Source organism: Roseobacter sp. FCG-D35, from assembly GCF_033436665.1.
Taxonomy (GTDB): domain Bacteria; phylum Pseudomonadota; class Alphaproteobacteria; order Rhodobacterales; family Rhodobacteraceae; genus JAWQFO01.
Genome location: NZ_JAWQFO010000005.1, coordinates 13,455 through 34,308, shown reverse-complemented (window position 1 = coordinate 34,308; position 20,854 = coordinate 13,455). Strand labels below are relative to the sequence as shown.

The 20,854-nt window shown below is 65.6% G+C and carries 18 protein-coding genes; 2 read left to right on the top strand and 16 right to left on the bottom strand.

All coding sequences use genetic code 11. The annotated features are described in order from the left end of the window. Position 1: 1 nt before the first annotated feature. The 13 genes from R5H30_RS12915 to R5H30_RS12855 all read right to left on the bottom strand — a co-directional run bounded on the left by R5H30_RS12915 (position 2) and on the right by R5H30_RS12855 (position 13,528). Positions 2-799: an enoyl-CoA hydratase family protein gene (locus R5H30_RS12915; RefSeq protein ID WP_318328824.1), complete on the bottom strand. Its 798-nt coding sequence runs from the start codon at positions 797-799 to the stop codon at positions 2-4. Next, the gene (locus tag R5H30_RS12910) at positions 796-1,263 is read right to left on the bottom strand and encodes a MarR family winged helix-turn-helix transcriptional regulator (RefSeq protein ID WP_318328823.1); all 468 of its coding nucleotides are present in this window, start codon (positions 1,261-1,263) and stop codon (positions 796-798) included. Before R5H30_RS12910 ends, R5H30_RS12915 begins: the two co-directional genes overlap by 4 nt. After that, positions 1,263-2,009 carry an SDR family NAD(P)-dependent oxidoreductase gene (locus R5H30_RS12905; RefSeq protein WP_318328822.1) on the bottom strand — a complete coding sequence of 249 codons (747 nt, stop codon included), beginning with the start codon at positions 2,007-2,009 and terminating at the stop codon, positions 1,263-1,265. Before R5H30_RS12905 ends, R5H30_RS12910 begins: the two co-directional genes overlap by 1 nt. Beyond that, a complete protein-coding gene (locus R5H30_RS12900) occupies positions 2,009-4,306 on the bottom strand; it encodes a bifunctional salicylyl-CoA 5-hydroxylase/oxidoreductase (RefSeq protein WP_318328821.1) in 2,298 nt (765 codons plus the stop codon). Before R5H30_RS12900 ends, R5H30_RS12905 begins: the two co-directional genes overlap by 1 nt. Positions 4,307-4,391: 85 nt before the next feature. Beyond that, the gene (locus R5H30_RS12895; RefSeq protein ID WP_318328820.1) at positions 4,392-4,823 is read right to left on the bottom strand and encodes an acyl-CoA thioesterase; all 432 of its coding nucleotides are present in this window, start codon (positions 4,821-4,823) and stop codon (positions 4,392-4,394) included. 76 nt (positions 4,824-4,899) lie between these two features. Further along, on the bottom strand, positions 4,900-5,895 hold the full coding sequence (locus R5H30_RS12890) for an alcohol dehydrogenase catalytic domain-containing protein (protein WP_318328819.1): 996 nt from the start codon (positions 5,893-5,895) through the stop codon (positions 4,900-4,902). 2 nt (positions 5,896-5,897) lie between these two features. Then, positions 5,898-7,367, bottom strand: coding sequence for a mannitol dehydrogenase family protein (locus R5H30_RS12885; RefSeq protein WP_318328818.1), 1,470 nt, complete (start codon positions 7,365-7,367; stop codon positions 5,898-5,900). Positions 7,368-7,423: 56 nt separating this feature from the next. Beyond that, complete coding sequence (locus tag R5H30_RS12880) at positions 7,424-8,197, bottom strand: L-iditol 2-dehydrogenase (RefSeq protein WP_318328817.1); 774 nt, start codon at positions 8,195-8,197, stop codon at positions 7,424-7,426. After that, complete coding sequence (locus R5H30_RS12875; protein WP_318328816.1) at positions 8,194-9,195, bottom strand: ABC transporter ATP-binding protein; 1,002 nt, start codon at positions 9,193-9,195, stop codon at positions 8,194-8,196. The genes R5H30_RS12880 and R5H30_RS12875 overlap by 4 nt, the downstream gene beginning before the upstream one ends. A 12-nt stretch (positions 9,196-9,207) precedes the next feature. Beyond that, a complete protein-coding gene (locus R5H30_RS12870; protein ID WP_318328815.1) occupies positions 9,208-10,041 on the bottom strand; it encodes a carbohydrate ABC transporter permease in 834 nt (277 codons plus the stop codon). A 12-nt stretch (positions 10,042-10,053) separates the two neighbouring features. After that, positions 10,054-10,926: a carbohydrate ABC transporter permease gene (locus tag R5H30_RS12865; RefSeq protein WP_318328814.1), complete on the bottom strand. Its 873-nt coding sequence runs from the start codon at positions 10,924-10,926 to the stop codon at positions 10,054-10,056. A gap of 144 nt (positions 10,927-11,070) precedes the next feature. Beyond that, positions 11,071-12,390 carry an ABC transporter substrate-binding protein gene (locus R5H30_RS12860; protein ID WP_318328813.1) on the bottom strand — a complete coding sequence of 440 codons (1,320 nt, stop codon included), beginning with the start codon at positions 12,388-12,390 and terminating at the stop codon, positions 11,071-11,073. Between the two features lie 112 nt (positions 12,391-12,502). Continuing rightward, positions 12,503-13,528: a LacI family DNA-binding transcriptional regulator gene (locus tag R5H30_RS12855; RefSeq protein ID WP_318328812.1), complete on the bottom strand. Its 1,026-nt coding sequence runs from the start codon at positions 13,526-13,528 to the stop codon at positions 12,503-12,505. Positions 13,529-13,730: 202 nt separating this feature from the next. On the opposite strand from R5H30_RS12855, the gene R5H30_RS12850 reads away from it, so the two are divergent. Together R5H30_RS12850 and R5H30_RS12845 are read left to right on the top strand one after the other, a co-directional pair. Beyond that, positions 13,731-14,678 carry a tagatose kinase gene (locus R5H30_RS12850; protein ID WP_318328811.1) on the top strand — a complete coding sequence of 316 codons (948 nt, stop codon included), beginning with the start codon at positions 13,731-13,733 and terminating at the stop codon, positions 14,676-14,678. Then, positions 14,675-15,940, top strand: a complete 1,266-nt coding sequence (locus tag R5H30_RS12845; RefSeq protein WP_318328810.1) for a D-tagatose-bisphosphate aldolase, class II, non-catalytic subunit — start codon at positions 14,675-14,677, stop codon at positions 15,938-15,940. The genes R5H30_RS12850 and R5H30_RS12845 overlap by 4 nt, the downstream gene beginning before the upstream one ends. 51 nt (positions 15,941-15,991) lie before the next feature. Here the strand turns inward: R5H30_RS12845 and R5H30_RS12840 are convergent, their stop codons facing one another. From R5H30_RS12840 to R5H30_RS12830, 3 genes are all read right to left on the bottom strand, one after another. Continuing rightward, entirely contained in the window at positions 15,992-18,073 is a 2,082-nt protein-coding gene (locus tag R5H30_RS12840; protein WP_318328809.1) for an FAD-binding protein, read from the bottom strand. Between the two features lie 76 nt (positions 18,074-18,149). Then, on the bottom strand, positions 18,150-19,154 hold the full coding sequence (locus R5H30_RS12835) for a LacI family DNA-binding transcriptional regulator (RefSeq protein WP_318328808.1): 1,005 nt from the start codon (positions 19,152-19,154) through the stop codon (positions 18,150-18,152). Between the two features lie 107 nt (positions 19,155-19,261). Beyond that, entirely contained in the window at positions 19,262-20,851 is a 1,590-nt protein-coding gene (locus tag R5H30_RS12830; protein WP_318328806.1) for a GMC family oxidoreductase, read from the bottom strand. Between the last annotated feature and the right edge of the window lie 3 nt (positions 20,852-20,854).

Sequence of the window (20,854 nt, the reverse complement as noted above, 5' to 3'; positions counted from 1 at the left end):
CTCAGTTGCCCTCGAAGACCGGCTTTTCCTTCGCCACGAAAGCCTCGTAGGCGCGGCGGAAGTCACCGGTCTGCATGCAGATCGCCTGCGCCTGGGCCTCGGATTCGATCGCCTGTTCGAGCGACATCGACCATTCCTGATTCAGCATGGTTTTGGTCATCATATGCGCGAAGTTCGGACCTTCGGAGATCTTCTGCGCCAGCGCCACCGCCTCGGAGCGCAGCACTTCTGGCGCGACGAGCCGGTTGAAGAACCCCCATTTCTCGCCCTCCTCGGCGCTCATCGACCGGCCGGTATAGAGCAGCTCCGCCGCGCGACCCTGCCCGATGATACGTGGCAGCATGGCGCAAGCGCCCATGTCGCATCCAGCCAGCCCGACGCGGGTGAAAAGGAATGCGGTCCTGGCCTCCGGCGTGCCGATCCGCAGGTCCGAGGCCATCGCGATGATGGCACCCGCGCCGACGCAGATGCCGTCGACGGCGGCGATCACCGGCTTGCCGCAGCCGATCATCGCCTTGACCAGATCTCCGGTCATCCGTGTGAAGCGCAGCAGGTCCTTCATCTCCATCGCGACCAGCGGTCCGATGATGTCGTGCACGTCGCCGCCGGAAGAGAAGTTGCCGCCGTTCGAGGCGAAGACGACCGCGGTGATCTCGTCGTCGTAGACGAGGCCCCGGAACCAGTCGCGCAGCTCGGCGTAGCTGTCGAAGGTCAACGGGTTCTTGCGGTCCGGCCGGTCGAGGCTGACAACCGCGACGCTGCCCTCGGGCGTCAGCCTGAAATGCTTGGGATCGCTCATCCGTTCGTCTCCTCGAGCCTGTCAATGATGCGGCCGAGCCGCGTGCGCAGGGTTTCGAGCCCCTGTGCGCCGATGGGCGACAGCAATTCGTCCACCCAGCGTTCGTGCACCGCCGCCATCTCGTCGAAAAGGACCCGGCCCTCTGGGGTCAGCACGACGCGGTTGGCGCGGCGGTCTCCCTCGACCGCGCGGCGTTCGACCAGCCCGTCGGTGACCAGCCGGTCGACGATCCCGGTCACATTTCCGTTCGACACCCGCAGCACGCCGGACAGGTCGCTCATCTTCATGCCTTCGGAGACGCGGCTGAGGGCAGCCATCACGTCGAAGCGCGGCAGGGTCATGTCCCAGCTCGTGCGCATCCGCTCGCGCAGCTCGGCCTCGATCATGCGCGTGACCTTCAGGATGCGCAGCCAGGCGCGCAGACGGTCCTTGCTGAGGTCGGAAACGGCGACGTCCTGATCCATCACATCACCTCTCCGCCCGAGACGCTGATCGCCTGCCCGGTGACCGCGCCGGCATTCACCCCGGCCAGCCAGAGCACCGCATCGGCCACCTCGCACGGTTGCACGAAACGGTCCTGCGGGTTGGTCGCGGTCAGAGCCTTTTTCGCCTCTTCGCGGCTGCGCCCGGTCTTGTCCATGATGTTGCGCAGCGAGTCCTCCAGCATCGGGGTCTCGGTAAACCCGGGACAGACCGCGTTCACCGTGATCCCCGTTCCCGCCAGTTCCAGCGCCAGCGAACGGGTCAGGCCGATGACCGCATGCTTGGCAGCCGCGTAACCCGAGACATAGGCGTACCCCTTCAGCCCCGCCGTCGAGGCGATGGAGATCAGGCGGCCGGTCCCGGCGGCGCGCATCGGGCCCAGGGCCGCGGAGAACACGTTGAACACTCCGAAAAGATTGACCGCCAGCATGTCCTGAAGGTCGCCGGCGTCCATGCGGTGAAACGGTTTCGAGACCGAGTTCCCGGCGTTGGCGATGACAAGCTGCGGGCGGGCCTCGGCGATCATCGCAGCGCAGGACGCCGGATCGGTCACGTCGCCGGTCAGCGGGCGGATGCCGTCAGTCTCCGCCGCCACCTCTTCGAGCGGCCCGGCGCGGCGGCCGGCAATCCAGACCTCTGCGCCCGCGCCGGCCAGTGTCCGTGCGATCTCGGCCCCGACGCCGGTGCCGCCGCCGGTGACCAGCGCGCGCTGCCCGTCGAGCGACATCAGACCTTCTCTGCCTCGGCCTGCGCGTCGCGATCCGCAAGACGCCACGCCTGGTCACGGCCGGGCTGGTAGGGCAGCGGCCAGTCCTCGGCGCGGTCGCCCAGCGCCGTGGCGGCATGCAGCATCCAGTAGGGATCGGCCAGGTGCGGCCGCGCGAGGCAGACGAGGTCCGCGCGCCCCGCCATCAGGATCGAGTTGACGTGATCGGCTTCGAAGATGTTGCCCACCGCCATCGTCGGCATCCGCGCCTCGTTGCGGATGCGGTCGGAAAACGGCGTCTGGAACATGCGGCCGTAGACCGGTTTCGCCTCGGTCGAGGTCTGGCCCGCCGAGACGTCACAGATGTCGACGCCATGCGCGTGGAAGGCGCGCGCGATCTCGACCGCCTCCTGCGGGGTCACGCCAAGATCGCCGACCCAGTCGTTGGCCGAGATGCGCACCGACATCGGCCGGTCCTCTGGCCAGACCGCGCGCATCGCGTCGAAGACCTCGAGCGGATAGCGCAGACGGTTCTCCAGCGACCCGCCATAATCGTCCGCGCGCCGGTTCTGCATCGGTGTGATGAAGGACGAGATCAGGTAACCATGCGCCGCGTGAAGCTCGAGCATGTCGAAACCCGCGCGTGCGCCACGTTCGGTCGCCGCGACGAACTGCGCCTTCACCGCGTCCATGTCGGCGCGCGTCATCTCTTTCGGTGCGGCGTTGCGCTTGGACCATGGCACCGCCGAGGCGGCCATCAGCGGCCAGTTGTCCGCGTCGAGCGGCGCGTCCATTTCCTCCCAGCCGAGCTGGGTCGACCCCTTGGCGCCGGAATGGCCCAGCTGCAGGCAGATCTTCGCGTCGGTCTCGGCATGCACGAAATCGACGATGCGTTTCCAGGCGGCTTCCTGCACATCGGTGTAGATCCCCGGACAGCCCGGCGTGATCCGTCCCTCGGGGCTGACGCAGGTCATCTCGGTGTAGACCAGCCCGGCCCCGCCCTTGGCGCGCTCACCGTAATGCACCAGGTGCCAGTCGGTCGGGTTTCCGTCCTCGGCCTTGTACTGCGCCATCGGCGACACCACGACGCGGTTCTTCAGTTCCATGTCGCGCAGACGGTAGGGCGTGAACATCGGCGCGCGCACCGCCTCGTTGTCGCCGGCGCCGGCCTGCGCGCGGAACCAGGCCTCGGCCGAGCGCAGCCAGTCGGGATCCCGGGTGCGCAGGTTCTCGTGGCTGATCCGCTGCGACCGGGTCAGCAGCGAATAGTTGAACTGCACGGGGTCGAGATCGAGATAGCGTTCGACCTCCTCGAACCATTCCAGCGAGTTCCGCGCCGCCGACTGCAGCTTGAGCACTTCGACGCGGCGCTCGTCCTCGTACTTGCGGAACGCCGCCTCCATGCTGTCCTCGGCGGTCAGGTAGTCGGCCAGCGCGATCGCGGATTCCAGCGCCAGCTTGGTGCCCGATCCGATCGAGAAATGCGCCGTTGCCGCCGCATCGCCCATCAGCACGATGTTCTCGTGGTGCCAGTGCTCGCAGAGCACGCGCGGGAACCGGATCCAGGCCGAGCCGCGCACGTGGTTGGCGTTCGACATCAGCGCATGACCGTCGAGATGTTTCTCGAAGATCTTCTCGCAGGTCGCGATGCTCTCTTCCTTCGACATCGCATCAAAGCCCCAGCGGTCGAAGGTCTCCTGGCTGCACTCGACGATGAAAGTCGCCGTATCGGGGTCGAACTGGTAGGCATGCGCCCAGACCCAGCCATGCTCGGTGCGTTCGAAGATGAAGGTGAACGCGTCATCGAACTTCTGCCGGGTGCCGAGCCAGGTGAACGGGCACTTGCGGATATCAACATCGGGCTTGAAGGCCTCGGAAAACTCGTTACGGGTGCGCGAGTTCAGCCCGTCCGAGGCGACGACCAGATCATATTCTGCGGCAAGCTCGGACGCCTTGGCGACCTCGGCCTCGAAACGCAGGTCGACGCCCAGCGCACGCGCGCGGTCTTGCAGCAGCAGCAGCAGCTTTTTCCGCCCGATCCCGCAGAAGCCATGCCCGGTCGACACCGTGCGGTGTCCGTCATGGATGACGGCGATATCGTCCCAGTAGGCAAAATGCTCGCGGATCATCGCTGCACTCTCGGCGTCGTTGGCGGCGAGGTTTTCCAGCGTCTCGTCGGACAGAACGACACCCCAGCCGAAAGTGTCGTCGGCCCTGTTGCGCTCGAACACCGTAACCTCGTGCGCCGGATCGCGCAGCTTCATCGAGATGGCAAAGTAGAGGCCGGCGGGACCGCCGCCGAGACAGGCTATCTTCATCGTCTGCGCCCTCGCACCGATTCAGGGTGCGGCCAGCCTACCGGACAAGGCACTTGTTTCAAGCATAAAATGTTTATGTATGAAATTAGGCGGGCGGCACGTCGTGCACGAAGCGCGCCATGCGATCCCGCACCGTTTCGTCCCAAGCATTCGGGCGACCGGTCCGGGTGTCGATGCAGACCAGCACCGGGCGCGCGACCACGCGCGGTTCGTCGCCGTGCCGTGCCGTGACGTTCAGATGCGCCGACGTGCGGCCCAGCTTGGTGAGATAAAGCGACCATGTCAGCATGTCGCCGATCCGGCTCGGGGCCGGGAAGTCGGCGGTGATCGTGACAGTCGGGACGCCCCGGAACTCGCCCGCCTCGTGCATCTGCGCGAAGGAATAGCCGAGACTCTGCGCGTGCCATTCCTCGACGGTCTGGTTCACCATCTCGAAATAGCGCGGGTAAAAGACGATGCCCGCCGGATCGCAATGCTGGAACAGCACCTTCAGGTCGTGTCGGAAAATCTCTGCCATTCATGCCCCCGAGATCGCGCTTGCGGGCAATATCGGTGCAATGAGGTCTGACGTCAAAGGCGCCGATGCCGCAGGATCAATCGAAGACGGCCTGCACCTTCAGGCTGCCGTGCGGCGGTTTGTCGGCAAGGATCGCCGCCACCTCGTCGAGCGCAAGCCGGTGCGATACCAGTTTCTCCAGCCCCGGTCCGAATGCGCGCAGCACGTCCAGCGCCTCGGGGATGTTGTGGTTCAGGGAGTGCGATCCGGCCAGCGTGATCTGGCGGCGGAAGAGTTCGAAGGGCGAGACCTCGATACGCGCATCGGAGGGACAGACCCCGAAAAACAGCCCCGCCCCGCCGTTGGCGATGTAGGCGGTCAAACCCTGCGCAACGGCGGGAACCCCGGTCGCGTCGACAACAAGGTCGACGCCACGCTCCAACGCGGTCAGTTCGGCGCTGCCGGGCACTACGGGCCTAAATCCGAAGCCCGCGGCAAAAGTGAGACGGGCTTCGTCGATATCGACAAGCGTCACGTTCTCAACGCCTTTACCCCTCAGCCCGACGGCCAGCAGCAGGCCGATCGGCCCGGCTCCGAAAATCAAGGCCGATTGTCTGTGTTCGGCGCGGACCGCGCCCAACCCGTTCAGCACGCAGCCCATCGGTTCGGCCAGTGCAGCGACGTCGAAAGCCATGTCGCCGATGGGGTGCAGGGCGGAGGCCCGGACGACACTCAGGTGCGCGAAACCGCCGTCGCGGTCGACCCCGTAGGCGCCCAGCGTGTCGCACAGATGCGCCCAGCCGCGCGCGCAGGCCGGGCAGGTGCCGCATTCGACGTTGGGATCGACGACCACGCGCATTCCGGGTGTCACGTCCGCTACCCCGTCACCGACGGCGCGCACAAGACCCGCGTATTCATGGCCCGGCACGAGCGGAAAATCCGACGCGCCGTAGTTGCCGCGCAGAACCTCGAAATCGGTGTGGCAGATGCCGCTGGCACGCACCTCGATCAGCACCTCGCCGGGACCGGGTTCGGGATCGGGAAGATCTTTCAACGCAACCGTCTCGCGGGCGGAAAAGACGACGCCACGCATGCTCAGCCCTCGACGTAGTCCCGCAAGGCAGCCTCGGTGCCGCCCGACCAGATCCTGCCGAGCCAGCGCGCGAAAGCCGCGGCAAAGCGGTCGTCGTCGGCAAGCGCACCGTAAAAGTGGCGTTGTTCGAGCCAGGCTTGCGGATTGTCGCGCGCCGCCCGCGCGGCGGCTTGCAGAGCGTCCCAGTCGGGATCGTTCGGTTCGATGGTCGAGCCGTCCTCGCGCGTGCCTTCGCACATGCGCGCCCAGAGCGCTTGTGACAGTGCCAGACCATTGAGCGGCGTCCCGCTCGCCACCGCGTCCCGGACCGCCGGCAGCACCGCCCCGGTGTGACGCGACGATCCGTCGAAGGCCACGCGCCGCACGGTGTCGGCGATTTTCGGATTGGAAAAGCGCCGGTCGATCAGGTCGACATAGGCCTGCGGTGTCATGCCCGGCACCGGATCCACGTGCGGCGCCATCTCGTCCAGCGCGACCTTGCGGAAAAGTCCCTTGATCAGCGGATGGTCCATCGTCGCATGAATGGTTTTCAGCCCGAGAATGTCGGCCGGCGCCGCGATGACCTGGTGACCGCCGTTCAGAATCCGCAGCTTCATCGCCTCGTATTCGTGAACATGCTCCGAGATCGTGGCCCCCACCTTTTCCCACGGCGGACGCCCGGCGCAGAAACCGTCCTCGATCACCCATTGCCGGAAATTCTCGTGCGTGACCGGAGCCGCGTCGTCGATGCCGAAGCTGCGCACCAGTTCGAGCTCTTTCGGTCCGGTGGCCGGCACGATGCAGTCCACCATCGCATTCGGAAAGGCCCCTTCGCTGTCGATCCAGTCGGCCAGACCCTCATCAATGAGGCGCGCCAGCGACACCACCACCTCGCGCATGATCCGTCCGTTGCCGGGAAGGTTGTCGCAGCTTTGGCAGGTGAAGGGCGGCGTCCCATCCGCGCGCCTTGCGCGAAGGGCCGCGACGATGGCGCCGAAGGCGCTGCGCGGATAATCCGGGTTGGCGACATCGTACTCAATGTCGGGGTGGCGCGCGTCGAACCGCTTGGTCGCCGGGTCGAGGTAGTAACCGCCCTCGGTCACGGTCATCGACACGATGCGGATCGCCGGATCGCGCATCTGCGCAATCAGCGCGCCGTGGCCCTCCTCGATGGGAACGTAGCCGATCATCGAACCCACCACCTCGGCCGACGTGCCTGCGGGGTCGAGCTCGATCAGCGTGGTGAGAAAGTCCTGACCCGCCAGCCGTTCGCGTTGCGCGGCGTCGTACGGGCGAACGCCGGCCCCGATGATCGCCCAGTCCAGCGCATCGCCCTGCTGCATCAGCCGGTGCAGGTACCAGGCCTGGTGGGCTCGGTGAAAATTGCCCAGGCCGATATGCACGATCCCCGGTGTGAGAGCGGACCGATCGTAGTTCGGGACCGTCACATCGCCCGGCAGCTTCGAGAGCGTCGCGTTTGATAGCGGTGTCATGGTCTCACCTCACCTGGCTGTTTCTGGCGCCTGCCGATCAGCGACACCCGCTTTGGTCAGCTCATCCACTGACCGCCGTCGACATTGTAGGTCTGGCTCAGGATGTAGTCGGACTCGGACGATGCGAGGAAAATGGCCATGCCGGTCAGGTCGTCCGGGGTCGCAAAGCGCCCCGCCGGCACCCCCGCCTCGACCTCGCGCTTCTTCTGGCCCGGCGCCTTGCCTTCGAGCTTCGCGAACATCGAATCGACATGCGCCCAGTGATCACCGTCCACGACGCCGGGCGCGATGGCGTTCACGTTGATGCCGTGCCGGATCAGGTTCAGCCCGGCCGATTGCGTCATCGAGATCACCGCGGCCTTGGTCGAGCAGTAGACCAGCACGAGGCTTTCGCCGCGCCGTCCGGCCTGGCTCGCCATGTTGATGATCTTGCCGCCGTGGCCTTGCGCGATCATCTGCCGCGCGGCCGCCTGCATGGTAAAAAGCGTGCCCGCCACGTTGACCGAGTAGAGCCTGTCATAGCTTTCGCGGGTGATGTCGACGGTCTCGGCAGCATCGAAAAGCGCGGCATTGTTGATCAGGATGTCGAGCTTTCCGGCCTGTTCGACGACCGCGCCGATGGCGGCGTCGATGCTGTCCTGCCGCGTCACGTCGAGATGTACGGCGTAGGCCCCCTTGCCGATCTCGGACGCGGCGGCCTTGGCGGCGTCCAGGTTGATGTCGCCGATGGCGACGGTCGCCCCTTCGCGCACGTAGGCTTCGGCGAATCCCTTGCCGATGCCGCGTGCCGCGCCCGTGATCAGCGCGGATTTTCCGTCCAGTCTTTTCATGCGATGCGAAGTCCCTGCGCGTCGAACTTGTGGATCATGTCGGCCCGCGGCGTAAGGTGAATCTCGTCGCCGTGGTTGAAGCTGACCTCGCCGCTGGCGCGCACGGTCAGCGGATCGGCCAGGCCAGTCTGGTGGATATGGAAGAAGGTGTCCGAGCCGAGATGCTCGGCCACGCCGACGACGCCCTTCCACGGGCCTTCGGTGCCGACGTCGATATGTTCGGGCCGGATCCCGATGGTATGCGCGCCGTGCTTCTTGGCCTCTTCGCCTTCGATGAAATTCATCTTCGGCGAACCGATGAAACCCGCCACGAAGAGGTTGCGCGGAGCGCGGTAAAGCTCGAGCGGGCTGCCCACCTGCTCGATGTTGCCGGCGCGGAGAACGACGATCTTGTCGGCCATGGTCATCGCCTCGACCTGATCGTGGGTGACGTAGATCATCGTCGTCTCGAGCCGCTTGTGCAGCTCCGAAATCTCGAGTCGCATGCCGACACGCAGCGCGGCATCGAGGTTGGACAGCGGTTCGTCAAAGAGGAAGGCCGCCGGTTCGCGGACGATGGCGCGGCCAATGGCGACACGCTGGCGCTGACCGCCCGAGAGTTGTCCGGGTCTCCGCTCGAGATAGTCGGTCAAGTTCAGGACACGGGCCGCGTCGTTGATGCGCCGTTCCTGCTCGGCCTTGTCGACACCGGCCATCTTCATCGGAAAGGCGATGTTCTTGCGCACCGACATGTGCGGGTAAAGCGCGTAGGACTGGAACACCATGGCGAGGCCGCGCTTGGCCGGCGGCAGGTCGGTGGCGTCGGCCCCGTCGATCCTGATGTCACCCGAGGTCACATCCTCGAGCCCGGCGATGAGTCGCAGCAGCGTGGACTTGCCGCAACCCGAGGGGCCAACGAAGACGACGAACTCGCCATCGTTGATCTCGAGGTCGAGCGGCGGGATAACGTTGACCTCGCCGAAGCTCTTGGTGACCTGGTTGAGCGTGATGCTACCCATGCGACATCCCCCTTATTTCACCGCGCCGAAGGTCAGGCCGCGGACGAGTTGTTTCTGGCTGAACCAGCCCATGATCAGGATCGGCGCGATTGCCATGATGGAGGCGGCCGACAATTTGGCGTAGAACAGGCCCTCGGGGCTGGAATAGCTCGCAATGAACGCCGTCAGCGGGGCGGCGTTGGCCGCGGTCAGGTTCAGCGTCCAGAATGCCTCGTTCCAGGCCAGGATGATGTTGAGCAGCACCGTCGAGGCCATGCCGGGGATCGCCATCGGCGTCAGCACGTGGATCACCTCTTCACGCAGCGACGCACCGTCCATCCGCGCGGCCTCGAGGATCTCGCCGGGGATTTCCTTGAAATAGGTGTAGAGCATCCAGACGATGATCGGCAGGTTCATCAGCGTCAGCACGATGGTCAGGCCGAAGCGGCTGTCGAGAAGTCCGGCGTCGCGGAAGATCAGGTAGATCGGCACCAGCACACCGACGGGCGGCAGCATCTTGGTCGACAGCATCCACATCAGCACGTTCTTGGTATTCTTGGACGGGACGAAGGCCATCGACCAGGCCGCCGGAACCGCGATCAGAAGTCCCAGGAAGGTCGAACCGACCGATATGATGACCGAGTTCATGAAGTGCTTGAAGTAGTCGGACCGGGCCTGCACCGCGGCGAAGCTGTCCATCGTCCAGCCGCTGTCGAAGAGCACCTGCAGAGGGGCGCGGATCGCGTCCTCCTCGGTCTTGAACGACAGGATCAGGATCCACAGGATCGGGAAGAACATCAGGAAGCCGAGCGTTCCGGCGACCGCCGTATTGATGCCCTTTTGCCGGTTGGAGACTGCACGTGCCATGATCTCGCCTCCCTATGCGTCGAGGTTCTTGCCGATCATCCGCATCAGGAAGATCGCAACGATGTTGGCGAGGATGATGGCGATGACGCCACCGGCGCTGCCCATCCCGACGTCGAACTGCAGCAGCGACGAGACGTAGATCAGGTAGGTCAGGTTCGTGGTCGCCGTACCCGGTCCGCCGTTGGTGGTGACGAGGATCTCGGCGAAGACCGACAGCAGGAAGATCGTCTGGATCAGGATCACGACCGTGATCGCGCGCGCCAGATGCGGCAGCATGATGTAGATGAACCGGCTGCCCCAGCTCGCGCCGTCCATCTCGGCCGCCTCGAGCTGTTCCTGATCAAGCGACTGCAGCGCTGTCAGCAGGATCAGCGTCGCGAACGGGAGCCACATCCAAGACACGATGAAGATGATCGAGAGCAGCGGTATCTCGGCGAAGAAGTCGATCGGCTGGAACCCGAGGCTGGTGGCGAGGTTGCCGAAGATGCCGTTGACCGGGTTGAAGAACATGTTCTTCCAGACCAGCGCCGACACCGTCGGCATGACGAAAAAGGGCGCGATCACCATGATCCGGATGATACCGGTGCCGAACATCGGCTTGTCGAGCAGAAGCGCGAAACCGATGCCGCCGATCACCGTGATCAACAAGATCCCGCCGACCAGCAGCAGCGTGTTCCAGATCGCATCCTGGAAGCTGGGGTCGGTGACGAACCAGTAGTAGTTTTCCCAGCCGGCCCAGGGCGTCGCGCCGGGCGACAGCAGGTTGTAGCGCAGGAATGAGAAATAGACCGTCATCACCAGCGGGACGATCATCCACATCAAAAGCAGGACAACGGCCGGCGAGATCATCAGACGTGCCGCTGATCTGGAAGCTTTGGTCGACATGCGCTTCGCCCTCCCAAACGTGTCGTGCAGTAGCCTTTTAGGAAACGCCCGGGACCGGGCACTTGCTGAAACGCTGACGGCTCTTCGGATCGGATCTTGTCGAAGCGGGCCGGGGTTCGCACCCCGGCCGGCCCCGGGAGGAGGTTACTGGATGTAACCCGCTTTCGTCATTTCGCGGACAGCGAACTGCTGGCTGTTGGCCAGGGCTTCTTCGACGGTCTGCTGACCGGCAAGAGCTGCCGCCACCTGCTGGCCGACGTAGTTGCCGATGCCCTGGAACTCAGGGATCGCGACGAACTGGACGCCGGTGTAGGGCACGGGCTCTGCCGTCGGGTCGGCCGGGTCGACCGACAGGATCGCGTCCACGATGGTCTCCGCGAACGGAGCCGCCTCGAGCCGGCGCTGATCTTCTTCGACCGACTGGCGCGTGCCGCTCGGCACCGCGACCCAGCCCTTGGTCTCGCCGACCAATTCGAAGTACTCCTTCGAAGTCGCCCACTTCAGGAAGTCCTTGGCGACGTCCTTCTTCTGCGAGCTTGCCGGGATGGCGAGCGCCCAGGACCAGAACCAGCCGGTTCCCTTGTCGGTGGCCTGCTGCGGTGCCTTGAAGAAGTCGGTCACGTCCGCGACGTTCGAGGTCTCGGGGTTCTTGACGTCGGTGGCCGCCGACGTCGCGTCGACCCAGGTCGCGCACTTGCCGTCCTTGAACAGCGCCCGGTTCTCGTTGTGGCCGTTCGACGACGCACCCGGAGGACCGTAGTTGTTCATCAGGTCGACGTAGTAGGTGATCGCGTTGTTCCACTCTTCCGAGTCGAGCTGCGGGTTCCAGTCCATGTCGAACCAGCGCGCGCCGAAGGCGTTCGCCATCGTGCCAACGAAAGCCATGTTCTCGCCCCAGCCGGCCTTGCCGCGCTGGCAGGTGCCAAAGATGCCGTTGTCCGGGTCATGCGCCGCGGCCGCCATCTCCTTGAACTCGTCATAGGTCGGCTGCCCGTCCGGCACCGCGATACCCTTCTCCTCGAACACGTCGGTCCGGTAATAGGTGAAGGACGTTTCGGAATAGAGCGGCACGGCGTAGAGGTTGCCTTCCGCCGACAGGCCGTTGCGCACCAGCTGGAAGATGTCTTCGAGGTCGTAGTCGGCGTCATCGGCGAAGTCATTGAGCGGCTCCAGCCACCCGTTTGCGCCCCAGATCGGCGTCTCGTATGCGCCGATGAACATGATGTCGAACGATCCGCCGTTGGTCGAGATGTCCTGCGTCGTGCGCTGGCGCAGCACGTTTTCCTCGAGAACGACCCAGTTGATGGTGTTGCCGGTCTCTTCTTCCCATTGCGGGGCCAGTTCCTGCATCACGATCATGTCGGCGTTGTTGACCGTCGCGATGGTGATCTCCTCGGCGACCGCAGCGGTAGCTGCAACCGAAACGAGTGCCGTCACGCCAAGGCATGCGCTTCTAAGTCTCATCCAAGGTTCCTCCCTTATGGCATTGTGGATGTAGCCTCACCTAGCGTCATCCGCCGCCACAAGTCAACAAGAAACTTTACTCCCGTAAACTTTATTCTGCACCGCAGAAAAGTTACGCGGAGTCCCGGAGGATCAGCTTGCCGTCAAAAAGATGCTCGGGCCGGCCCTCAGGATCGGCGCCGCCGTCGATGATGTCGAAGAGCATCCGCACGCTTTTTTCCGTGATCGAGGTAAAATCCTGCGAAACCGTTGTCAGCGGCGGGCAGGTGAACCGGGACCAGGGGTGATCGTCGTGGCCGGCGACACGCAGCGCGCAGCCCGGCCCGTGTCCGACCCGCAGCCCCTTCTGGTAGGCCGCGGCCAGCACGCCGATCGCAAGGCGATCGTTGCTGCACAGCAGCGTGGACGAGGGCAGCGCACGCTCCTCGATCAGGCGCTTGCCGCCTTCAAGACCGATTCGCTCAAACTCCCAGCCGCCGCCTGCGGCCTGGATGACCATCGGGTCGTGGCCGAGTTGCTCCATCGCCTGCACGTAGGCATCCCGGCGCTTGTTTGCGTTGGGGTTCACCGGGGGCATCTCGATAAAGCAGGGCGGCTCGCCGCTGCGGCAGAGGTAGTCGACGATCATCGGGATACTCTGGAAGTTATTCGAGCCCACGAAAGCCTTGCCAACCTTGACGTTGCTGTCGAAAACGACGGTCGGCACCTCATCGGTGAAGCGCCGGACGCTCTCGATGTCCGAACTGCGGCCAAGCGGCGCGATCAGGGCGCCGGCCGGGCGCAGACTTTGCAATGTCGCCAGCGCGTTGTTCTCGAGGTCCGTCTGACCATGCGCACTGAACACGATCGGCCAGTAGCCCGCGTCGATGCACTGCCGCTCGATCAGGCGCACGATCTCGGCAAAGAAGGGATCGGCAAGGTAGGGAACCAGGATGCCGATCGTCTTGGTCAGCTTCCGGTTCTGGTTGATGGCGAAGATATTGGGCCGGTAGTCGTAGTCTTCGAGCGCACTTTCGATCCGGGCGCGCGTAGTTTTCCGCACGCTCTCCGGGTCATGGAAGAACTTCGACAAGGTCGGCCGCGAGATCCCGCTGACCTCTGCGAACTCCTCCATGTTCTTGATGCGTCTTGTCGCCATGCGAACCTTCCCTGCGACGCGCGGCGCCGTCCCTCGGATTTTTTCGCCTTCGAACCGGAAACTTTACGCGCGATACTTTAATGTTGACATTAGAGGTGTTGCCGGGCGACGGTCAAGCCGTGTCGCCGCCATGAGTCAGGATAATGGGTGCCGTGGCGCGACCCTGACCGCCCAAGAGGCAGTCCCGCACAGGTCGAAGAACATGAAGAAAATTGTCGTCATCGGCGAAATCCTGGTCGAGATCATGGCCGATACCCCGGGACACGGATTCCGTGAGGCGCAGGCACTCACCGGCCCATTTCCCTCCGGCGCTCCGGCCATCTTCGCCGCGCAGGCGGCCCGGATCGGCCAGCCGGTGGCGATCGTGTCCGCAGTGGGCGACGACGATTTCGGCCGGCTCAACCTCGATCGGCTTGCGCGCGACGGCGTGGACGTCTCGGGGGTTCACGTGGATCCGCACCGACCCACCGGCAGCGCCTTCGTGCGCTACCGCGGCGACGGCGGGCGCGATTTCGTGTTCAACATCCGGCACAGCGCCTGCGGGCACTTGCACGACACCCCGGCCGTCCGATCCGTACTGGCGTCGGCGGACCACTTGCACGTAATGGGTTCGTCGCTGGCCAGCCCGGAATTCGTCGCGCGCAACATGGCGGCGGCCGAGGCGGTGCGCGACCACGGCGGCACGATCTCGTTCGATCCGAACCTGCGCAAGGAAATCCTCGCCGCGCCTGGCATGGCCGAGGCAATGTCGCGCATCGTGTCGATGACGGATCTCTACCTGCCCAGCGGCGACGAATTGACCCTGCTGACCGAGGCGCAGACGGACGTCACGGCAATTGGCGAACTTCTCGACCGGGGCGTGCGCGCGATCGTGCACAAGCGCGGCGCCGACGGCGCGGGTTACCACGACGCGCATCATGACCTGTCGATCCCGGCCTTCGAAGTGACGGAAGTCGATCCGACCGGCGCCGGCGACTGTTTCGGCGCCACCTTCACGGCGCTGTGGCTACGCGGAGTGCCGCCGAAGTCCGCCCTGCAGACGGCCGCGGCGAGCGGCGCGCACGCGGTCACGCGACGCGGCCCGATGGAGGGCACAGCCGACCTCGCGACGCTCGAAGACTTCATCCGCGCACAGGAGGCGGACCGATGACAACGCACCCCTTACTCGCGATCCACAAGGCGTTCCACGAAGGCCGGCATCTCGGGATCACCTCGGTGTGCTCAGCGCACCCGCTGGTGATCGAGGCTGCACTTTCGCTTGGTCTCGAGACGGGCAAGACGGTGCTGATCGAGGCGACCTGCAACCAGGTCAACCAGGACGGCGGGTACACCGGCATGACACCCGAACGCTTCCGCGATTTCGTGGCCGGGATCGCCGACAAGGTCGGGATCGGCATGGACCGCATCGTGCTCGGCGGCGACCACCTTGGCCCGAATCCGTGGAAGCACCTGCCGGCGGAGGACGCGATGGAAAAGGCCGCGGCGATGATCGACGCCTATGTGCGGGCCGGGTTCACCAAGCTGCATCTCGACACCTCGATGGGCTGCGCCGGTGAGCCGGCGGCGCTGGCCGACGCCGAGACCGCCGCGCGGGCCGCGCGCCTCGCCTCGGTCGCCGAGGCCGCCTTTGCCGACGCGGGCACCGGGCAGAAACCGGTGTATGTCATCGGCACCGAGGTCCCGGTGCCGGGGGGCGCCACCCACGGACTCGACGAGCTCGAACTGACGACGCCCGACGCCGTCCGGCGTACCCGCGATGTCCATGCAGAGGCCTTTGCAGCGCACGGTGTCGACGACGCCTTTTCGCGCGTGATCGCGCTGGTGGTCCAGCCGGGGGTGGAGTTCGGGCATACCGACGTCATCCATTTCGACGCCCGCAAGGCGGAAAGCCTCTCGGCTGCGCTGCACGATTTCCCGGGACTGGTTTTCGAGGCACATTCGACAGACTACCAGACCGCCGAGGGGCTGCACGCGCTTGTCGCCGACGGCTTTGCCATCCTCAAGGTCGGACCCTGGCTGACCTTCGCCCTGCGCGAAGCGCTCTACGCGCTCGACGCGATTGCCGACGTGATGGACGGACACGCACCGCGCGGCGGTCTCATGACGGCAATGGAAAGCTGCATGCAGTCGGATCCGGGCAACTGGCAGAAATACTACGCGGGCGACGAGAACACGGCCTGGCTACAGCGGCATTTCAGCTACTCGGACCGCATTCGATACTACTGGCCGACACCATCGGCGACCACGGCGGTGGACGACCTGCTTGCGCGGATCGGCGACCGCGAGGTGCCGGGGCCGGTGATGAGCCAGTACGTTCCGCAGATCGGTTCGCAGACAGGTCCGATGACCGGTCGCGAGATCCTGATCGCGTCGGTCCAGCGCGTGTTGCGGCTCTACGACGACGCGACCTGATCCGGCGGCAGGATCAGATCATGGCATAGGCCCGCCCGATCCCGTTCCGCGTTATTCCCGGTCCAGATCGTAGATGGCACCGGTCAGAGACGCGGGCCAGTCGCGCTCGAAGAACGACCTGGCGTCTTCGTCGAATGTGCGGTTGCGCCGCGTCGATACCGTGAAATCATCACCATCCTTGCGAACGACGATCTGCTCGTCCCGGTCCGCCGCGCGCTCGTTGCGGAAGCGGAAGTCTTCCAGCGCACCGGATCTTGCCAGCGGAAGCGATTCTCCCTTCGGATCGCGGATTGCACGCGCCCCACGGCTGCCGCCCCCGGCGGAGATGTAGTGATCGAGCGCCGTCAGAACAGCTTCGGACGCCAGCGCCATCTGCTGCCACTGGACGGCACGCGACGCCTCGGCATCGCGCGAGGTCGCGATGCCCGATGTCCGGATCGAGGCGTTCAGGGACATCGCCGCCTTCCTCGCCTGTGCGACGCTTTCGCCGTCGCAGATCAGCCCGGCGCTGTCGCTCATCCGGGCCTGAACTTCCGCACGGACGTCGGATATTTCGTGCGGGCTCTGCGGGCCAAGGATCGCGGTGATGGCCGCCACCGCGCTTTCGACAGCCGACTGCGGAAAGCCGGCAGCGGATGCCTTCGCCGCCCCCGATGCGCCGATATGTTCGCCGATGCGGGTGCCGAACACCTGCCCGGCATTCAGCGCAGCACCCCCCGGCCGTGTGACGCCGTGGGTGCCCGCGGCCTCGCCTGCGGCGTAGACGCCCGGAACGATGGTCCGCCCCCAGGTGTCGACCGCGATCCCGCCATTCATGTGCTGGTTGTTGACCGCGAACTCCAGCGGCTCGGCGGCGATGTCGACCTTGTAGCGCCTGTAGAGTTCGATCGCGAGCGGGTTCATGTGGCGCAGCCGTTCGATCGGGCTGGCCTGGGTGGCACCGGCCGTACCGAGATAGCGCGCCACATCCTCGTCCAGCCGGTCGAGGCTGAAGGGTTCGTCTCCCGGCACCGGCAGCGGATTGCGATTGAAATCCATGAACACCCGGCGCCCGGCCTGACCTTCGCGCCAGACCGCAAGATCGACGAGGCTGGAGGCGAAATCGAGCATCCGCGTGGCGTGGAACGGCCATTGATAGCCCTTGCGGAAGACGTTCGAGGCCAGTTCCTGCGTAGTGCGGTAGCAGTCGGCGAGGAAATGATGCTCGTTCCCGTCGGCATCGACCGAGTAGATATGCGGGATCGACTGAACGTAGGTGCCCGACAGGTTCCACGGGAAGCTCTCGCGGCGGGTTCCGATTCCGAACTGGCTTTCGGTCAGGTTCACGAGTTCGAGCCCGGCCTCCAGCGCGAGGCCCAGAACGCCGAAGCAGCCGTTGGGATACACGCTGTCGCGGTAAAGCTCGCCCGGGCCGCCGGCGGCCAGGACGACGACAGGGGCCAGGAAGACGGCAAGACCCGTCGGGTTCGCTGCATCCCGGTCTCGATTGCGGAAGGCCAGAACCCCGCGCACGCGGTCCGACCGTCCGTCGTTCTCCATCAGAAGGCGGGCGGCTGTCGTCTGGTTGTGGATCGGCACGCCCAGCCGGATCGCCTCTTCGGCCAGAACCTTGACCATCAGGCGCGAGGTCCGCGGGCCGCAGCTTGTCGCGCGCCCGGTCTCGTCGTGGTCGGTCTGGTAGCGCAGCGTGCCGCCCAACGTGTCCTGCGGCAGCGGCAGGCCGAGGTATTGCAGCGAGGCCATCATGCGTGGCGATCCCACCGCCTCGATATAGGCCGTGTCCGCGTCCATGGCGCCGCCCGAGCGGATGGCCCGTGCCATTGCCATGAGGTCGTCGCCGGTTGCGGCGGTGTTTGCGGTATGCAGCGTCTGCTTGTCCGACCCCGAACAGGCCGAAGTGCCGCCCCATGCACTCTGGCTGAGCACGCTGACATCGCCGCCCCGGCGGTGCAGTTCGACGGCGGTGCGTAGCCCAGCGGCACCGCTGCCGACGACCACGCAGCCCGAGCGGTATACCGGCAGGCGCAGACCCGCGACCTCGACATGCGCGGACGCCGGATCCTCCGGCGGCAGGCGCGGCATGTCGACATCGGTCAGCGCGTCGAGAATGTGCTGGGGTACGGTGCTGTCCATCTTGCTCTCCGGGTTGCCGGCATCGGGTGCCAGCCAGTCTCATTCTCAGTTTCGCGGGGCGGTTCGCAGCACGGCGTCAGCCTCCGCTCGATCCGCGCACGACCAGGTCCACCGGCGTGCGTGCCTCGGGCGGCGGGGTTTTTCCGTCCTCGAGCCAGGACAGGATCGTGTCCGCAATCCACCTGCCGAACCCGTCGACATCGCAGCGCACAGAACTCAGCGGGGGCCAGGTCTGGGCCGCTTCCTCGATATCGTCGAAGCCGACGACTTTCAGCGCATCTCCCACGGTTCGGCCGATCTCGGCGCAGCCGGACAGGATCCCGATGGCGACCTGATCGTTGAAGGCGATCACCGCATCGACCTCCGGGTTGTCGGCGGCAAGACGCAGGGCCGCGTCGCGCCCGAATGCCCGCGTGGCGCGTCCCGGCAGCACCAGCGGCTGCAAACCGGCCAGCTCCAGCGCCGCGAGATAGCCCGACATGCGTTCGCGCGTGACCGAAAGGCCCGCACCGCCGCCAACGAAGGCAATCCGCCGCGCGCCGCCGCGCAGCAGGTGTTCGGTGGCCAGCCGGCTGCCTGCGGCATAGTCGGGCGCCGCGAAGGGGAAGAGGTCCGTGCGGGGCTCGACCTTGCGCAGCACCTGCATCGACGGAATGCCGGCCAGCGCAAGCGTGTCGAAGGTCTTGGCCTCGCCGCCGTAGACCGGCGACATGATCATTGCCGACACGCCATGCTCGATCATTGCGCCCACCACCTGCGCCTGCAGCGCCGGATCCTCGTCGGTGTTGGCCACAACGGCCGAGTAGCCGCGCGCCGACAGCGCCATTTGCAGCGAGGTGGCGAATTGCGTGAAGAACGGATTGCGCAGATCGTTGATCACGAGCCCCATTAGCCCCGCGTTCGACATCCGCATGTTCGCTGCAGCGCGGTTGTAGACGTACCCGATCCGCGCCATGACCTCGCGCACTTGCTTGCGGGTTTCCTCGCGCACGGTCGGGCTGTTCTGCAGAACGAGGCTCACGGTCGATTTGGAGACACCGGCTTCGCGGGCAACGTCGATGATGGTCGGTCGGCGGGCCATGATCGTCCTGTCTCACCCCCGTCCCGGGTCGGTTGCGACACCGACGCTTCGCGGCAATTGCACGGCGATGGGCATTCTGGAGACGGGGAACGTGCGACGCGGCATCCTCAGCCCATCCCGTTGTCGGCCTTGATCATGTCGGCGGCCTTCTCGCCGATCATGATGGCCGCGGCGTTGGTGTTCGACGAGATGACCGTCGGCATGATCGAGTTGTCCACGACCCTGAGACCGTCGATGCCGTTGAACCGCAGGCGCGTGTCCACCACCGCGGCATCGTCGACACCCATGCGGCAAGTGCCGGCGCAATGGTGCGAGGTCTTCGAATGCACGCAGATGAAGTCGAAATAGTCCTGGTCGGTTCTGACCTCCGGGCCGGGCAGACGCTCGGCCAGGATGTATTTCTGCAGCGGCTCCTGCGCGAGGATCTCCTGTGTCAGTTTCAGCCCGCGGATCGTCATTTCCCGGTCGAGCGGATCGGCAAGGTAGTTCGGGTCGATCAGCGGCGCACTGGCCGGATCGGTGCTTTGCAGGCGCACCGTCCCGCGCGACCGTGGACGCAGGTAGCACGAATTCAAGGTCACCCCGCCCTGCGGCATCGAGGCGACGCCATGCTCGATCCCGGTCCCGAGACCGAGATGCAGCTGCAGGTCCGGCGAGCGTGCACCGGGGTCGGCATACCAGAACCCACCCGTCTCGAAGAGCGACGAGGCGACCGGCCCCTTGCGCCCAAAGAGGTAGCGCAACCCCGCGAGCGCGGCCCAGTGCGGACGGGTGTAGCGGTCATAGCTGTGTGGCCCGCTGAGTTCACTGATGCAGTAGAGATCGAGGTGGTCCTGAAGGTTCGCGCCGACCCCGGGCTGGTCGAGGACCACGTCGATCCCCAGAGGCTCGAGGTGATCTGCCGGGCCGATCCCCGACAGCTGCAACAACCGCGGCGAACCGATGGCGCCCGAGCACAGCAGCACCTCGCGGTCCGCCGTCAGCCGCGTGCCGTCCAGAAGCTCGACTCCCGTGGCGCGCCCGGTCTCGACGATGAGCCTGCGGACCTGCGCGCCGAGTCGCACCTCGAGGTTCGCGCGGTTCCGGTTCGGCGCGACATAGGCCATCGCCGCAGACGACCGCCGCGCGTTGCGCTGGGTCAGCTGGTAATAGCAGGCACCGTCCTGCTTCTCTCCGTTGACGTCCCTGTTGCGCGGGATGCCCAGCTTCGCCGCCGCTTCGAAATAGGCCTCGCAGATCGGCAGGGGCGCGCGCGGCTCGCTGACGCCCAGGGGTCCGCCCGTGCCGTGATAGCGGTTCTCGTGGGTCTCGTTGTCCTCGGCCTTGCGGAAATAGGGCAGCACGTCCTCGTAGCTCCAGCCCTCGCAGCCCATCTGCCGCCAGTCATCGTAATCCTGCGCATTGCCGCGCGTGTAGATCTGGGCATTGATCGCCGAGCCGCCGCCGATCACCTTGGCCTGCGTGTAGCGGAACACTTTTCCCTTCATGTGGCGCTGCGGGACCGTGTCCCAGCCCCAAGACCCGATGCCCTTGGTCATCTTCGCGAACCCGGCTGGCAGGTGGTAGAACGGGTGCCGGTCGCTGCCGCCGGCTTCCAGCAGCAACACCCGAGCGTCGGGATTCTCCGAAAGCCGACCTGCGAGGACCGAGCCGGCCGAGCCTCCGCCGATGATGATGAAATCGTAGCCTTCGGTCATCGT

What these genes read in the sequence shown, in the direction of transcription:
- R5H30_RS12840 (WP_318328809.1), bottom strand. Translation starts at nt 18,073, where the DNA reads ATGGACAGCACCGTACCCCAGCACATTCTCGACGCGCTGACCGATGTC.
- R5H30_RS12890 (WP_318328819.1), bottom strand. Translation starts at nt 5,895, where the DNA reads ATGCGTGGCGTCGTCTTTTCCGCCCGCGAGACGGTTGCGTTGAAAGAT.
- R5H30_RS12850 (WP_318328811.1), top strand. Translation starts at nt 13,731, where the DNA reads ATGAAGAAAATTGTCGTCATCGGCGAAATCCTGGTCGAGATCATGGCC.
- R5H30_RS12835 (WP_318328808.1), bottom strand. Translation starts at nt 19,154, where the DNA reads ATGGCCCGCCGACCGACCATCATCGACGTTGCCCGCGAAGCCGGTGTC.
- R5H30_RS12895 (WP_318328820.1), bottom strand. Translation starts at nt 4,823, where the DNA reads ATGGCAGAGATTTTCCGACACGACCTGAAGGTGCTGTTCCAGCATTGC.
- R5H30_RS12915 (WP_318328824.1), bottom strand. Translation starts at nt 799, where the DNA reads ATGAGCGATCCCAAGCATTTCAGGCTGACGCCCGAGGGCAGCGTCGCG.
- R5H30_RS12860 (WP_318328813.1), bottom strand. Translation starts at nt 12,390, where the DNA reads ATGAGACTTAGAAGCGCATGCCTTGGCGTGACGGCACTCGTTTCGGTT.
- R5H30_RS12905 (WP_318328822.1), bottom strand. Translation starts at nt 2,009, where the DNA reads ATGTCGCTCGACGGGCAGCGCGCGCTGGTCACCGGCGGCGGCACCGGC.
- R5H30_RS12870 (WP_318328815.1), bottom strand. Translation starts at nt 10,041, where the DNA reads ATGGCACGTGCAGTCTCCAACCGGCAAAAGGGCATCAATACGGCGGTC.
- R5H30_RS12875 (WP_318328816.1), bottom strand. Translation starts at nt 9,195, where the DNA reads ATGGGTAGCATCACGCTCAACCAGGTCACCAAGAGCTTCGGCGAGGTC.
- R5H30_RS12880 (WP_318328817.1), bottom strand. Translation starts at nt 8,197, where the DNA reads ATGAAAAGACTGGACGGAAAATCCGCGCTGATCACGGGCGCGGCACGC.
- R5H30_RS12900 (WP_318328821.1), bottom strand. Translation starts at nt 4,306, where the DNA reads ATGAAGATAGCCTGTCTCGGCGGCGGTCCCGCCGGCCTCTACTTTGCC.
- R5H30_RS12910 (WP_318328823.1), bottom strand. Translation starts at nt 1,263, where the DNA reads ATGGATCAGGACGTCGCCGTTTCCGACCTCAGCAAGGACCGTCTGCGC.
- R5H30_RS12855 (WP_318328812.1), bottom strand. Translation starts at nt 13,528, where the DNA reads ATGGCGACAAGACGCATCAAGAACATGGAGGAGTTCGCAGAGGTCAGC.
- R5H30_RS12830 (WP_318328806.1), bottom strand. Translation starts at nt 20,851, where the DNA reads ATGACCGAAGGCTACGATTTCATCATCATCGGCGGAGGCTCGGCCGGC.
- R5H30_RS12885 (WP_318328818.1), bottom strand. Translation starts at nt 7,367, where the DNA reads ATGACACCGCTATCAAACGCGACGCTCTCGAAGCTGCCGGGCGATGTG.
- R5H30_RS12845 (WP_318328810.1), top strand. Translation starts at nt 14,675, where the DNA reads ATGACAACGCACCCCTTACTCGCGATCCACAAGGCGTTCCACGAAGGC.
- R5H30_RS12865 (WP_318328814.1), bottom strand. Translation starts at nt 10,926, where the DNA reads ATGTCGACCAAAGCTTCCAGATCAGCGGCACGTCTGATGATCTCGCCG.